Raw genomic sequence first — 13,619 nt, forward strand, 5'->3', positions numbered from 1 at the left:
TCAACGCCCACAAGACCGGCACCGTCAAGGGCCTCGCCGCCGAGGTCGGCGCCTCCCTCACCTCCGGCGCCGTCATCTGCGAGATCAAGGACTGACGACACCCCGAACCACACCGCCCGGCGAACGTCACCCGTTCGCCGGGCACCCGACTTTCTGGAACATGGAACGCCCCATGCGCGCCGACGCCCGCCGCAACCACGACCGGCTGCTCGCCGAGGCCCGCACCGTCTTCGCCGAGCACGGCACGGACGCCTCGCTGGAGGACGTGGCCCGCCGGGCGGGCGTGGGCATCGGCACCCTCTACCGCCACTTCCCCAACCGGCACGCCCTGATGAGCGCGGTCTTCGAGGACGCGGTGAGTGAACTCCTGGCCAAGGCTGACGAGTTGCAGACGGCCCCCGACCCGTGCCGGGCCCTGTTGACCTGGCTCCACGAGGTGGTCACTCATGCGGCGGCATACCGGGGCCTGTCGCGGGCCCTGATGTCGGCCTCACCGCCCTCGGCCCTGTCCCGCTGCGGCACCCCGATGCGGGAGGCGGGCACGGCCCTGCTGACCCGAGCTCAGGAGGCAGGAACAGTACGGCCCGACGTCCAGATCACCGACCTCCTCCAACTCACCCACGCCATCGCCCTGGCAAGTGAGGAGTCACCCGGGGACCCGGATCTGGCAGACAGATTGCTGGAGCTGACGTTGCGCGGACTCACCTAGGGGCGCGAGGAACTGCGCGACCAGCCACAACGGCCCCGCACCCGCCCACGACCCCCACCCCTACGGCGACTGGGCACCCTTACCGCCGCCGCATATCAGCAACCCGCCCCCGTTCAGCCCCCGTCGGCGGCTCCCCCTGAAGCATCGACGCCGACCGCAACCCCGACGCCCCCGGCCCCTGACTCCGCCGCGGCCCCGGCAGGGCGACGTCCCGACGCTGTTGATGCTGCTGGCGCGCCGGGACCTGGTCACCCCCCGGGTTTCCCGACGCCCCGGCCACGGCGATCTGCACCCCCTGATCGGCCAGGGCCTGCAACTCGGTGAGCGCACGGTCGTCGTGGGCCGGCGGCTCGTCGGTGACCAGCCTGGTCATGACATCGGTCGGCACGGTCTGGAACATCGTGTCCGTACCGAGTTTGGTGTGGTCGGCGAGGATGACGACCTCGGCGGCGGCCTGCACCAGCGCCCGGTCGACGGACGCCGACAGCATGTTGGACGTGGACAGCCCCCGCTCGGCCGTCAGGCCGCTCCCGGACAGGAAGGCCTTCGACACGCGCAGCCCCTGGAGGGACTGCTCCGCACCGGAGCCGACGAGCGCGTAGTTGGAGCCCCGCAGGGTACCGCCGGTCATCACGACCTCGACCCGGTTGGCATGGGCCAACGCCTGTGCCACCAGCAGCGAGTTGGTGACGACGGTGAGGCCGGGCACTCTCGCCAGGCGGCGTGCGAGCTCCTGCGTGGTGGTACCCGCACCGACCACGATGGCCTCGCCCTCTTCGACGAGCCCCGCGGCGAGATCGGCGATGGCCGTCTTCTCGGCGGTCGCGAGATGAGACTTCTGCGGAAAGCCGGACTCCCGCGTGAAACCGCCCGGCAGTACCGCACCGCCATGCCGGCGGTCGAGGAGTCCTTCTGCCTCCAGCGCGCGCACGTCCCGCCGTACGGTCACTTCGGAGGTCTGGACGACGCGGGCGAGCTCACGGAGCGACACGGCCCCGTTCGCTCGCACCATTTCGAGGATCAATTGGCGACGTTCTGCAGCGAACACGAAACTGACAGTAACCCCAACGACCGTCTGCTTTCAGCAGTTTGCGCCGAATAGCAGAAGTTGTTCGCACAGCAGGGTCAGAAGTGGTATAGGACCTACTCCGCCCGACTATGCCGCACGCATGACCGACAACTCCCCGTGACCAGCGGGGAGTCGGTTCCGGCCGTCAGAGTTCGCTGCCGGTCTTCCGGGTGTGCAGCTGCCGCGCCACCTCGGCGATCGACCCCGAAAGAGACGGGTACACGGTGAATGCGTTCGCGATCTGTTCGACCGTCAGATTGTTGTCGACGGCGATCGAGATCGGATGGATCAGTTCCGAGGCCCGCGGCGACACGACCACACCGCCCACCACGATCCCCGTCCCCGGCCGGCAGAACATCTTCACGAAGCCGTCCCGGATGCCCTGCATCTTCGCGCGCGGGTTGCGCAGCAGCGGCAGCTTCACCACCCGGGCGTCGATCTTGCCCGCGTCCACGTCGGCCTGCGTGTACCCCACCGTCGCGATCTCGGGATCGGTGAAGACGTTCGACGAGACGGTCTTCAGGTTCAGCGGGGCCACCGCGTCGCCCAGGAAGTGGTACATCGCGATCCGCCCCTGCATGGCGGCCACCGACGCGAGAGCGAAGACACCGGTCACGTCACCGGCGGCGTACACCCCCGGGGCCGTCGTCCGCGACACCTTGTCGGTCCAGATGTGCCCGGAGTCGCGCAGCCTGACCCCGGCCTCCTCCAGCCCCAGCCCCGCGCTGTTCGGAATGGCGCCGACGGCCATCAGGCAGTGCGAACCGCTGATGACCCGCCCGTCCGCGAGCGTCACCTCGACCCGGTCGCCGACCCGCTTGGCGGCGGCGGCCCGCGAGCGCGCCATGACGTTCATGCCCCGGCGCCGGAAGACGTCCTCCAGGACGGCGGCCGCGTCCGGGTCCTCGCCCGGCAGCACGCGGTCCCGCGACGACACCAGCGTGACCCTCGACCCGAGCGCCTGGTAGGCGCCGGCGAACTCGGCGCCGGTGACACCCGACCCGACCACGATGAGCTCCTCGGGCAGCTCGGTGAGGTCGTACACCTGGGTCCAGTTCAGGATGCGCTCGCCGTCCGGCTGGGCGTCGGGCACCTCACGCGGATGCCCGCCGGTCGCGATCAGCACCGCGTCCGCGACAAGCGTCTCCTCGCTCCCGTCCGCGGCCGCGACCACGACCTTCCGCGACCCGTCGAGGGCCTGCATGCCCTCCAGCCGGCCCCGCCCCCGCATGACCCGCGCACCGGCCCGCGTCACCGACGCGGTGATGTCGTGCGACTGGGCAAGAGCAAGCCGCTTCACACGCCGGTTGACCTTCCCGAGATCGACGCCCACCACCCGCGCCGCCTGCTCCAGCGGCGGGGTGTCGTCGGCGACGATGATCCCCAGTTCCTCGTACGACGAATCGAAGGTCGTCATGACCTCGGCCGTAGCGATAAGGGTCTTCGACGGCACGCAGTCGGTCAGCACCGACGCTCCGCCCAGACCGTCGCAGTCGACGACGGTCACCTCCGCGCCGAGCTGCGCGGCCACCAGCGCCGCTTCATAGCCGCCGGGTCCGCCACCGATGATCACGATCCGAGTCACGTACTCCATTGTCCCGCACGCTTCAAGGTGCTATCGCCCGGGGGCCGCGCCCGGCGCCTCCGGGGACGTGAGTGACGCACGGGACGCCTGCCGTACCCTCTCCCCATGTCGTCGCTCTACGCCGCGTACGCCGGCAATCTCGACGCGCGGCTGATGTCCCGCCGCGCCCCGCACTCGCCCCTGCGCGCCACCGGGTGGCTGAACGGATGGCGGCTGACCTTCGGCGGCGAGCAGATGGGCTGGGAGGGCGCCCTGGCGACGATCGTCGAGGACCCGCTCTCCCAGGTCTTCGTCGGCCTCTACGACCTCGCCCCGATGGACGAGGAGTCCATGGACCGCTGGGAGGGCGTCGCCCTGGGCATCTACCGCCGTGCCCGGGTCCGGGTGCACACCCTGGAGGGCGAGGAGACCGCCTGGCTCTACGTCCTCGACGGCTACGAGGGCGGCCTGCCCTCCGCCCGCTACCTGGGCGAGATCGCCGACGCCGCGGAGTCGGCCGGCGCACCACACGATTACGTGATGGAGCTGCGCAAGCGGCCCTGCTGAGGGCAGCCGCCCCTAGACTTGACCAACCGACAGAGGAACTGGAGGCCGCCATGACCGGCAGGAATGCCTACACCGTGTACTACACCGAGCAGGCGGCGGCAGCCAGGGACCGGCTCGACGAACAGCAGCGCGCCGCGTTCGACAAGGGCATCATGATGCTCGCCCAGGACCCGTTCCCCGAGCTGTCCCGGCCCATAAGCTCCACAGGGGACGACCGGACCATCCGGCTGACGCAGAGCATCCTCATCGAGTACACCGTGAGCGTGGGCCGGCTGCTGATCTTCGTCGTCGAGGTCTTCAACGACAAGGACATCTTCGTCACCGGCGTCTGACCGCTCCGCGCAAGCCGCACAGACCGCCCACAGTCGGCACAAAGTTACCTGCGTCACAGCCTTCATCGGAAACGACAAGACAACGATCGCAATCCCATGAGCTCCGTCATCTACGCGCGTAGGCACAAACCGGCTACTCTCATGCGCGTGAACGCATCTCTTCTTCCGGACGACATCCAGGGCGACCCCCACGCCGCCGCCGACGCGGCCGCCGCTCGCCTGCGCGAGCTCACGGGCGCCGAGACCCACGACGTCGCCCTCGTGATGGGCTCCGGCTGGGCTCCGGCCGTCGACGCCCTGGGCGCCCCCGACGCCGAGTTCCAGGTCACCGAGCTGCCCGGCTTCCCGCCGCCGGCCGTGGAGGGGCACGGCGGCAAGATCCGCTCGTACTCCTTCGGTGACAAGCGCGCGCTGGTCTTCCTGGGCCGCACGCACTACTACGAGGGCCGGGGCGTCGCCGCCGTCGCCCACGGCGTCCGCACCGCCGTCGCCGCGGGCTGCAAGACGATCGTCCTCACCAACGGCTGCGGCGGCCTGCGCGAGGGCATGCGTCCAGGACAGCCGGTCCTCATCAGCGACCACATCAACCTGACGGCGACCTCCCCCATCATCGGCGCCAACTTCGTCGACCTCACCGACCTCTACTCCCCCCGCCTGCGCGCCCTGTGCAAGGAGATCGACCCCAGCCTCGAAGAGGGCGTCTACGCACAGTTCCCCGGCCCGCACTACGAGACGCCGGCCGAGATCCGCATGGCCCGCGTCATCGGCGCGGACCTGGTGGGCATGTCGACGGTCCTCGAAGCGATCGCTGCGCGCGAGGCGGGCGCCGAGGTGCTGGGCATCTCCCTGGTGACGAACCTCGCCGCGGGCATGACCGGCGAGCCCCTCAACCACGAGGAGGTCCTCCAGGCGGGCCGGGACTCGGCGGCACGCATGGGCGAGCTGCTGGCGCAGGTACTGGGCAGGCTCTGAAGGACGCCGTCCGGGTAGCCACATGCGGTCCGACGGCGTCGACAGGCCCGTCGCGGCCGATCGCGCAGTTCCCCGCGCCCCTTGCGGGGCGCTGCAGTCACCCACGACAGGACCTGAACGGGACACCGGTCGTCACCCATGCCACGAACGGGACGGGACGCGATGCTGACCGCCCACGGCGGGAAGGGGACGGGGCGGGGAGTTTCCGCCCGCAGCGGCCGGCGTTCGTCACCCCGCACCGCCCGAGATGGTCCACCGCCGGTCCGAGGACGGAGACTCCCCGCCCCGGCCCCGACTCACCACCACCCGTAGGCGCTACGCGCACCCCCACCGAAGCAGCACAGGCGCCGCAGGCACACCACGAGAGGTTGGACGACGACCGTGCACGACGATCTCATCGCCCGGGCCCGAGCCTGGCAGACCGAGGACCCCGACCCGGAGACCCGCGACGAGCTCGCCAAGCTCATCGACGCCGGTGACCTCACCGAACTGTCGGCCCGCTTCAGCGGCACCCTCCAGTTCGGCACCGCCGGCCTGCGCGGCGAACTCGGCGCCGGCCCGATGCGCATGAACCGCTCCGTCGTCATCCGAGCCGCCGCCGGCCTCGCCGCGTACCTGAAGAGCCACGGCCACACCGCCGGCACCGTCGTCGTCGGCTACGACGCCCGCCACAAGTCCGCCGACTTCGCCCGCGACACCGCCGCCGTCATGACCGGCGCCGGCCTCGAGGCCGTCGTACTCCCCCGCCCCCTCCCCACCCCCGTCCTGGCATTCGCCATACGGCACCTGGGCGCGGTCGCCGGCGTGGAGGTCACCGCCAGCCACAACCCGCCCCGCGACAACGGCTACAAGGTCTACCTCGGCGACGGCTCCCAGATCGTCCCGCCCGCAGACGCGGAGATCGCCGCCGAAATCCAGGCGATCACCACCCTCCACCAAGTCCCCCGCCCCGACACCGGCTGGGAAACCCTCGACGACACGGTCCTGGAGGCCTACCTGGCCCGTACGGACGCCGTCCTGTCCCCCACCTCCCCCCGCACCGCCCGCACGGTCTACACAGCCATGCACGGCGTCGGCAAGGACACCCTCCTCGCCGCCTTCGCCCGCGCCGGCTTCCCCACCCCCGCCCTCGTCACCGAGCAGGCCGACCCCGACCCCGACTTCCCGACCGTCGCCTTCCCCAACCCGGAAGAGCCCGGCGCGATGGACCTGGCCTTCGCGAAGGCCCGCGAGACCGACCCCGACCTGATCATCGCCAACGACCCCGACGCCGACCGCTGCGCCGCGGCCGTCAAGGACGGCGGCGAGTGGCGCATGCTCCGCGGCGACGAGGTCGGCTCCCTCCTCGCCGCCCACCTGGTCCGCCGCGGCGCCACCGGCGTCTTCGCCGAGTCGATCGTCTCCTCGTCCCTCCTCGGCCGTATCGCCGAGAAGGCCGGGCTGCCCTACGAGGAGACCCTCACCGGCTTCAAGTGGATCGCCCGCGTCGACGGCCTGCGCTACGGCTACGAGGAGGCCCTCGGCTACTGCGTCGACCCCGACGGCGTCCGGGACAAGGACGGCATCACCGCGGCCCTCCTGATCACCGAACTCGCCTCGGTCCTCAAGGAGGAGGGCCGCACCCTCCTCGACCTGCTCGACGACCTCGCCGTGGAGCACGGCCTGCACGCCACCGACCAGCTCTCGGTCCGCGTCGAGGATCTCTCCGTCATCGCACAGGCGATGCAGACGCTCCGCGAGCACCCCCCGACCGAACTCGCGGGCCTCCCCGTCACCAAGGCGGAGGACCTGACCCGGGGTACGGACAAGCTGCCCCCCACCGACGGCCTGCGCTACACCCTCACCGGCGCCCGCGTCATCGTCCGCCCCAGCGGCACCGAGCCCAAACTGAAGTGCTACCTGGAGGCAGTGGTCCCGGTGGCCGACCACACCGCCCTTCCCGCGGCCCGCGCGAGGGCCGCCGAACTGCTCGCGGCGATCAAGCGGGACCTGTCGACGGCAGCGGGCATCTGACGAAGCGCCCCCGACCCGCAGCCGCCCCACCGAGGGACGCCCCACCCAGCGGGCGCCCCTCGGCCGGCACCCCGCTCAGCCCGCCTTGCGCGCGACCGTGAACCGGTCCACCTCGGCCCCCGTGGCCGCCAGTGCCCGCACCGTCAGCGTGGCCGTCCCGCCCCGGTGCACGGCCGGCTTCACGTCGACGCGGATGAACGAGTACCCCGTGTACCGCACCCGCGACCAGTCGACGTTCTCGGTGACCTTGCCGCCGGACCCGGTGTAGTACGTCGGCACGTCCCCGACCTGGTCCTCGTGCCCCTCGTAGCTGTCGGCCACGGGGAAGCTGTAGACGCTCTCGCCGCCCGCCCCCGCGGTCACGTACACCACACCCCCGCGCACCGGCTCGTGCGTACCGCCGATCGGCAGCGCACGCACGGCCTGGTCCCGCACCACCGGATCCGTCCGCTCGTAGACGTGGTTGTGTCCGTTGACGACGAGATCCACCTGATGCTTCTCGTACAGCGGCACCCACTGCTCGCGCACCCCGCCCTCCGAGGCGTGCGAACTGGTCGTCGAGTAGGCGCAGTGATGGTGGAAGACCACGATGAAGTCGACACCGGGGTCCATGCGCAGCTCCCCGAGCCGCTTGTCCAGCCAGGCGGCCTGCCTGCCACCGCTGTAGCCGAGGTTGGCGGGTATCTCGTACGACACGTCGTTGGCGTCGACCGACACGACCCCGACGTTGCCGTGCACGAAGGAGTACACGCCCGGCGCGTTCGCCGGGTCGAACCCGTTGCCCGGCAGGGTGAAGCGGGCCTCGTTGCCGCCGTACCCGTTGGGCGAGTACCAGGCTTCCATGTCGTGGTTGCCGAACGCGACCATCCACGGCACCCGACTGGACAGGGGTTCGATCTGGGCGAGGAACTGGTCCCACTGCCGGGCGTCGTAGTTGCTGCTGTCGGCGGGCAGCCCGTGCCCGGTCTCCTCGGCGTAGCAGATGTCGCCGGCGTGCAGGTGGAAGGCCGGGTTCTGGGCCTGGACCAGGGCGTTGAGGCCGATGGAGGTGTAACTCGGGTTCTGGTCTCCGAACGCGGTGAAGGTGAACGGCCGGACGGCGCGGTCGGCGGGGGCGGTGGTGAAGGAGTACACACTGTGCGCGGCACCCGGACCGGCGGGGTCGAAGCCGTCGTGCCCGACGCCGTAGTAGTACGTCGTCCCCGGCCGCAGCCCGTCCAGCGCCGCGTGCACGTAGTACTGGTCGATGTCGGCGCTCTTGCCGACCCCGGCCGGGGTGAACAGGTCGCGGATCTCGGCGCGGACGCGGTGGCCGAGGTCGAGCGGGCTGAGGCCGACGCGCAGGTAGGGGTTGCGGACGGGCAGCGGCACCTGCCACGAGACCCGCATCTGGGTGCGCGGGTCGGCGCCGTAGGTCAGGTGTCTGCCGAACGGCGCCACGAACGCGCCGTCCACGGCCTCGGTGGCGGAGCGGGTGATCAGATCGGGCGTGGCGGCACCGGCGGCACCGCCGGCCGCGGCGAGCCCGGCGCCCGCCGCGGCGGCGACGGCGCCGGAGCGCAGCAGACCGCGCCGGGACAGCGCATGCCGCAGGTACTCGTGCCGCTCGGGCATGGTGAGCCGGTCGGCGAGTTCGGCGGGGATGCCCATGCGGGGCGTGTTCAGGGGAGGCGTCATGGCCCGGAGGCTGGCAGCGGGCGGTGAATACCAACTGGACTAAACCTTTTCATTGCCCCATGTACGGGTCCGTAGCACCCCATCGGGTGATTTCCAGACGGCAGTTGACGCGGGCTCCGCGCGGCGCCCCGGCGGCCGGGAAACGGTGAACGGGTAACACCCGCCGAAACAGCCGTCGTACTGGAGCCGCCGCCGTGTCCTCGACCGCCCCCGACACCGCCCCCCGCGGGCACATCCCGGGCACCCGACGACCCCACCACCGCACGGCGGCCGCCGTCCCCCGGCACGCGCTGCGCCGGGCGGCTCCCGCACTCGCCGCGTATCTCGCCGTACGGCTCACCGGCCTGGTGTTCCTCGCCGTCTGGGCGCACCGGCGCCACCACGGCGTGTGGCCGATGCTGGCGACGCAGTGGGACTCCCGCTGGTACCTGGGCATCGCGGACCACGGGTACGCCCACGTCCTCGGCACCGCGTACGACCACAACAACCTGGCGTTCTTCCCGCTGTACCCGCTCCTGGTGAAGGCCGTCGCGGTCCTGACCCCCGGCACCCGGGCCAGCACCGGTCTCGCCCTCGCGTGGCTGGCGTCGCTGGTCGCCGCCTGGGGGGTGTTCGCGGTGGGCGACCGGCTGGCCGGCCGCCGGGTCGGCGTCCTCCTCACCGTGCTTTGGGCGGCGTACCCGGTCGGGCTCGTCCAGTGGATGGGCTACACCGAGTCCCTCTTCACGGCGTTCGCCGCATGGACGCTGTACGCGGTACTGACCGAACGCTGGCTGTACGCGGCCACCGGCTCGGTACTCGCCGGGCTGACCCGCCCGACCGGCATCGCGCTGGCCGCCGCGGTCACGGTCACCGCGCTGCTCGCCCTCCGCACCCGCTTCTCGCCCCGCGCCCTGACGGCAGCCCTGACGGCCCCCCTCGGCTGGTGCGCGTACGTCGGCTGGGTGGGCGTCAGACTGGGCCGCTGGGACGGCTACTTCGCCGTACAGCGGATGTGGCACAACGAACTGGACGGCGGCGCGGAGACCCTGCGCTGGCTGCGGCACCTGTTCGGGCAGGTCTCGCGCCCGGAGCTGTTCCTCGTCGTGGTGAGCCTGACGATACTGGCCTCCGTCGTCCTGTTCGCGCTGTCGGCGGCGGACCGCCAACCGCTCCCGCTCCTCGTCTTCAGCGCGGTCCTGCTGCTGATCGTGGCGGCCAGCGGCGGCGTCTACTTCCCGCGCGCCCGCTTCCTCCTCCCCGGCTTCCCGCTCCTGCTCCCGGTGGCCGGCCACCTCGCCCGCGCCTCGACACGCGTACGCGTGCTCGCCCTGACGGCGGCCGTCGCGGGCTCGGCGTACTGCGGGGCGTACATGCTGCTGGTGTGGCCGAGCGCGCCTTGAGGAGTTCAGTCCCGCACCAGATAGCTGAACCCCGTGTCCGGCCCCACGCACGACTGCAAGGTGAGGTCGCCCCAGCAGAGCCCGGCGGCCGGGGCGCCGCGGCCCGGGGTGACGTAGTTGGCGTACACCGTGTACGTCCAGGTGCCGCGTGGGGTGCTGATGGTGACCTCGGTGCCGACGCGGAGGGTGGCGAACGAGTCGAACCCGCAGTAGTCGTGACCGACGATCACGACGGTCCGCATCTCGTAGCCGGCCTCGGTGCCGATATTGGGGCCCGCCCACTGCACGGCGTCCTTGCAGGCGTCCACCTCGTCCTGCCCGCCGCGGATCACGCCCGCGGACCAGGTGCCGATCCGGATGGTGGTGCCGGCCGGCCGCCCGGCCGCGCCCGCGGCGGCCTTCGGCGTGGCGGCCGTGCCGGCGGTCGGACGACGGGACGACGTGATCGGCACCCGGCGGGACAGGTCAGGTCCGGCGGAGGCGCTGGACGTGCCGGGCCGCGGGGTGGGACGCACCGGCGGCGCGAGGGAGGCCGGGACGGACACCGAGGGCCCCGGCGACGACGGCGACCCACTCGGACCGGGACAACGTTGCCAATTGGGGCACCACCACAAACGGCTCCGCCGACCGCCGAGGTCGAAGCAGTCCCCCGGCCAGCCGCTCCGGCCGTGACCGCGAAGATCGAGGGCATACGCCCTCCGGCTCCGGGCGAGGGCGGGCAGAACCGCCTCCCGGTCGGCGGCATCCGCGCCCCGCGCGTGCACCAGGACGAGCGGCGGAGCATCCGAAGGCCCCAGCGGCCGAACCACCGTCCCCGGTCGGCGGTTCGGGTGCTCCTCGGCCCGCTGGCCCGCTAGCCCGCGACCCGCAGCAGGAGCTTCCCCGTGCTCGTCCGGGCGCCCATCAGGCGGTGTGCCTCCGCCGCCTCCTCCAGGGCGAACTCGGCCGTGACCGGCAGGGTCACCGTGCCGTCCACCGCCTTGGCGAAGGCCCGAGCGGAGAGCTCCCGCAGCACGTCCGGCGCCGTCTGGGCGAGCGTCAGGATGGAGAAACCGGCGACCGACAGGCCCCGCGGGTACAGCTCCGCCTGGCCCGCCGTCCAGGCCGGTTCGCCGCTCGCGTTGCCGTAGGAGACCAGGCGGCCGAAGCGGGCCAGGGACGACAGGCTCGCGCGCAGCGTCCTGCCGCCGACGGGGTCGAGGGCCAGGTCGACGCCCCGGCCGCCGGTCGCCTCCCGCACCGGCTCCTCGAAGTCGCCGACGAAGACCTCGTCGTAGCCGTGGTCCCGTGCGTACGCCGCCTTCGCCGCGCTCGACACCACGCCGTACACCGCGGCCGCGCCCGCCGCCTTCGCCAGTTGCCCGGCCGCCGTGCCGACCCCGCCCGCCGCACCCTGCACGAGGACGGTCTCGCCGGGCTGGAGGCGTCCGACGGTGTGGACGAGGGCGTATGCCGTCGGCAGGACGGACGGGAGGGTGGCTCCGGTGCGCAGGTCCGCCCCTGCCGGCAGCGGGAAGACCGTCGCCGCCTCCGTCACGACCACGTCCGCGTAGGCGCCGCCCTGTGTCAGCGCGGCCACCTCCTGGCCGACGGCGAGGTCCGTGACGCCGGCGCCGAGGGTCCTGACGCGGCCCGAGACCTCCAGCCCCGGACGGAACGGCAGGCCCGGCACCCGGTAGCCGTCCGAACGTGCCTTGAGGTCCGCGAAGTTCACGCCCGTGTACGCCACGTCGATGCTCACCTCGCCGGGGCCCGGCTCGGGGACCGCCGCCTCCACGGCCTTCAGGACCTCAGGACCGCCGTACTCCTGGAACTCGACCGCGCGCACCGCACACACCCCTCAGCGAGTGTTCAACATGGATCGAACACTCGGGAGTGTATGGTTTTCATCGAACACTCGGCAAGCGGAACACGGCGACGAGGAGGACGGCATGGCCGGCACGAGCCACCGGGCCGCCCCCGAGCACACCCACCCCGACGAGGTGCCCGTCCTCACCGCGCTCGCCGCGCTCGCCGACCCCGTACGTCTCACGCTCGTCCGGGAGCTGGCCGCCAGCGCCGAGTGGTCCCGCAGCTGCGGCAGCTTCGACGTGCCCGTCGGCAAGGCCGCCCTCAGCCACCACTTCTCCGTGCTGCGGGCGGCCGGTCTCGTCGAACAGCGGGACGAGGGACCGCGCCGGGTCAACCGCCTGCGGCGAGCGGAGTTCGAGACCCGCTTCCCGGGACTGCTCGACCTGGCCCTGCGGCCGGAGCGCAGGCGTCGGTGACCAGTTCGGAGGCCAACAACTGCACGACGCCGAGGACTTCACCTCTGCCGTGACCGTCCAGGACGGGGCAGGGCGATCGGAGATGTGACGGCTGACCGTGTCTCGCACACGGCACAACCGGGCCGCCGAGCGCGGGGCAGTCGGTCTCGTCACTGCATGGCCGGCCTCGCCAGCCAGGAGTGTCCGGGATGCAGGTCGGTCAGCCACCCGTTGAGAGCTTCGCGCCGTGTCCGGCTCAGCAGGGGCAGGACCCCGTCGAAGTCGGCTTGGTCCTTGGGCCGTGGCTCCTTCGCCTTGAACAGCAGCACCAACTCCGGCACCAGGTAGGGGATGCCGTCGGCGGTCCGTTCGATGACCGCGTCGTACGGCAGCCGCAGGCTCTCGTCCCGCCGGCAGATCCAGGTCCCGCCCTCGTGCGGTTCCCGGAAGACGTCGAAGAGGAACTGACCGCTCGCCGGATCCCGCACCCACGTCTGGTGCGTCGCCGCGAGCACCTCGTCTCCCGCCCCCGCCCACACCCGTCCTGAGCCGACCGCGTCAAACGCGTACTCGGGGAAGCGGTCCCGGACCTCCGCGAACCCGGCCGCGGGAATGGCGATCTCCAGATCACCGTGCGGCCGCGACTGCCCGCCACGGAACAGGTCCAGCGCCCACCCGGCCGCAACGCACCAGGGCACGCCCACCCCACCCAAGCGGGCCGCGACCTGTTCCGGCCGCCAGGGGTCCGCCCAGCGGGCGGTCAGTTCGTCAGCGTCAAGGACAGCGCCGCCGGGTGGCAGGGAATCAGGCATCGGCACAACGTACCGCCGTACCCCACTCGGCGACGGGGCGGCCCGCTCTCGCCGTACGGCAGACCGCGGGGCCGGGCCATCGGCGAGCACCTTGCTTCCCGCTGCTTCCACGGCACCGGCGCCCCCGCGGCCGCGCCGAGAGCCGTGCCGCCGAATCGTCACGCTGCTGCGGATCCCGGCAGGTCAGTGCCGGTGCCGTCCCGCAATCCCACCAGATCCCGACTCACTGTGGACACGGGCCGGACCGGGGCCCAAAGATCACCTGCAGCGCTGCTT

The 13,619-nt window shown here is 72.1% G+C and carries 14 protein-coding genes; 8 read left to right on the forward strand and 6 right to left on the reverse strand.

Translation table 11 applies throughout. The annotated features are described in order from the left end of the window. Nucleotides 1-160 precede the first annotated feature (160 nt). Complete coding sequence (locus ACWGKQ_RS05340) at nucleotides 161-709, forward strand: TetR/AcrR family transcriptional regulator (protein WP_453290529.1); 549 nt, start codon at nucleotides 161-163, stop codon at nucleotides 707-709. 79 nt (nucleotides 710-788) lie between these two features. Here ACWGKQ_RS05340 and ACWGKQ_RS05345 read toward each other — a convergent pair whose 3' ends face one another. Together ACWGKQ_RS05345 and ACWGKQ_RS05350 are read right to left on the reverse strand one after the other, a co-directional pair. Then, nucleotides 789-1,757: a DeoR/GlpR family DNA-binding transcription regulator gene (locus ACWGKQ_RS05345; RefSeq protein WP_453290530.1), complete on the reverse strand. Its 969-nt coding sequence runs from the start codon at nucleotides 1,755-1,757 to the stop codon at nucleotides 789-791. Between the two features lie 166 nt (nucleotides 1,758-1,923). Further along, entirely contained in the window at nucleotides 1,924-3,372 is a 1,449-nt protein-coding gene (locus ACWGKQ_RS05350) for an NAD(P)H-quinone dehydrogenase (protein WP_453290531.1), read from the reverse strand. A gap of 96 nt (nucleotides 3,373-3,468) precedes the next feature. Here ACWGKQ_RS05350 and ACWGKQ_RS05355 point away from each other — a divergent pair, with 96 nt between their 5' ends. The 4 genes from ACWGKQ_RS05355 (at nucleotide 3,469) to ACWGKQ_RS05370 (ending at nucleotide 7,226) form a co-directional block, all read left to right on the forward strand. Next, nucleotides 3,469-3,909, forward strand: a complete 441-nt coding sequence (locus ACWGKQ_RS05355; protein WP_453290532.1) for a gamma-glutamylcyclotransferase — start codon at nucleotides 3,469-3,471, stop codon at nucleotides 3,907-3,909. A 50-nt stretch (nucleotides 3,910-3,959) separates the two neighbouring features. Continuing rightward, entirely contained in the window at nucleotides 3,960-4,241 is a 282-nt protein-coding gene (locus tag ACWGKQ_RS05360) for a type II toxin-antitoxin system RelE family toxin (RefSeq protein ID WP_453290533.1), read from the forward strand. 147 nt (nucleotides 4,242-4,388) lie between these two features. Beyond that, on the forward strand, nucleotides 4,389-5,213 hold the full coding sequence (locus tag ACWGKQ_RS05365) for a purine-nucleoside phosphorylase (protein ID WP_453290534.1): 825 nt from the start codon (nucleotides 4,389-4,391) through the stop codon (nucleotides 5,211-5,213). A 381-nt stretch (nucleotides 5,214-5,594) separates the two neighbouring features. After that, nucleotides 5,595-7,226, forward strand: coding sequence for a phospho-sugar mutase (locus ACWGKQ_RS05370; RefSeq protein ID WP_453290535.1), 1,632 nt, complete (start codon nucleotides 5,595-5,597; stop codon nucleotides 7,224-7,226). Nucleotides 7,227-7,301: 75 nt separating this feature from the next. On the opposite strand, the gene ACWGKQ_RS05375 is transcribed toward ACWGKQ_RS05370, so the two are convergent. After that, nucleotides 7,302-8,876, reverse strand: a complete 1,575-nt coding sequence (locus ACWGKQ_RS05375; RefSeq protein WP_453290755.1) for a purple acid phosphatase family protein — start codon at nucleotides 8,874-8,876, stop codon at nucleotides 7,302-7,304. Between the two features lie 221 nt (nucleotides 8,877-9,097). Here ACWGKQ_RS05375 and ACWGKQ_RS05380 point away from each other — a divergent pair, with 221 nt between their 5' ends. Further along, the gene (locus ACWGKQ_RS05380; protein WP_453290536.1) at nucleotides 9,098-10,285 is read left to right on the forward strand and encodes a hypothetical protein; all 1,188 of its coding nucleotides are present in this window, start codon (nucleotides 9,098-9,100) and stop codon (nucleotides 10,283-10,285) included. A gap of 5 nt (nucleotides 10,286-10,290) precedes the next feature. Here the strand turns inward: ACWGKQ_RS05380 and ACWGKQ_RS05385 are convergent, their stop codons facing one another. Continuing rightward, complete coding sequence (locus ACWGKQ_RS05385; RefSeq protein WP_453290537.1) at nucleotides 10,291-10,830, reverse strand: hypothetical protein; 540 nt, start codon at nucleotides 10,828-10,830, stop codon at nucleotides 10,291-10,293. 123 nt (nucleotides 10,831-10,953) lie between these two features. On the opposite strand from ACWGKQ_RS05385, the gene ACWGKQ_RS05390 reads away from it, so the two are divergent. Continuing rightward, the gene (locus ACWGKQ_RS05390; protein WP_453290538.1) at nucleotides 10,954-11,142 is read left to right on the forward strand and encodes a hypothetical protein; all 189 of its coding nucleotides are present in this window, start codon (nucleotides 10,954-10,956) and stop codon (nucleotides 11,140-11,142) included. Here ACWGKQ_RS05390 and ACWGKQ_RS05395 read toward each other — a convergent pair. Next, nucleotides 11,139-12,113 carry a quinone oxidoreductase family protein gene (locus ACWGKQ_RS05395; protein WP_453290539.1) on the reverse strand — a complete coding sequence of 325 codons (975 nt, stop codon included), beginning with the start codon at nucleotides 12,111-12,113 and terminating at the stop codon, nucleotides 11,139-11,141. The two genes, ACWGKQ_RS05390 and ACWGKQ_RS05395, sit on opposite strands and share 4 nt — an antisense overlap. 103 nt (nucleotides 12,114-12,216) lie before the next feature. Here ACWGKQ_RS05395 and ACWGKQ_RS05400 point away from each other — a divergent pair, with 103 nt between their 5' ends. Next, nucleotides 12,217-12,552 (forward strand): ArsR/SmtB family transcription factor, encoded by a 336-nt coding sequence (locus tag ACWGKQ_RS05400; RefSeq protein ID WP_453290540.1) that lies wholly within the window; start codon nucleotides 12,217-12,219, stop codon nucleotides 12,550-12,552. Nucleotides 12,553-12,701: 149 nt separating this feature from the next. On the opposite strand, the gene ACWGKQ_RS05405 is transcribed toward ACWGKQ_RS05400, so the two are convergent. Next, the gene (locus ACWGKQ_RS05405; protein ID WP_453290541.1) at nucleotides 12,702-13,343 is read right to left on the reverse strand and encodes a nucleotidyltransferase domain-containing protein; all 642 of its coding nucleotides are present in this window, start codon (nucleotides 13,341-13,343) and stop codon (nucleotides 12,702-12,704) included. Between the last annotated feature and the right edge of the window lie 276 nt (nucleotides 13,344-13,619).

This window comes from Streptomyces sp. NPDC054770, assembly GCF_053611985.1.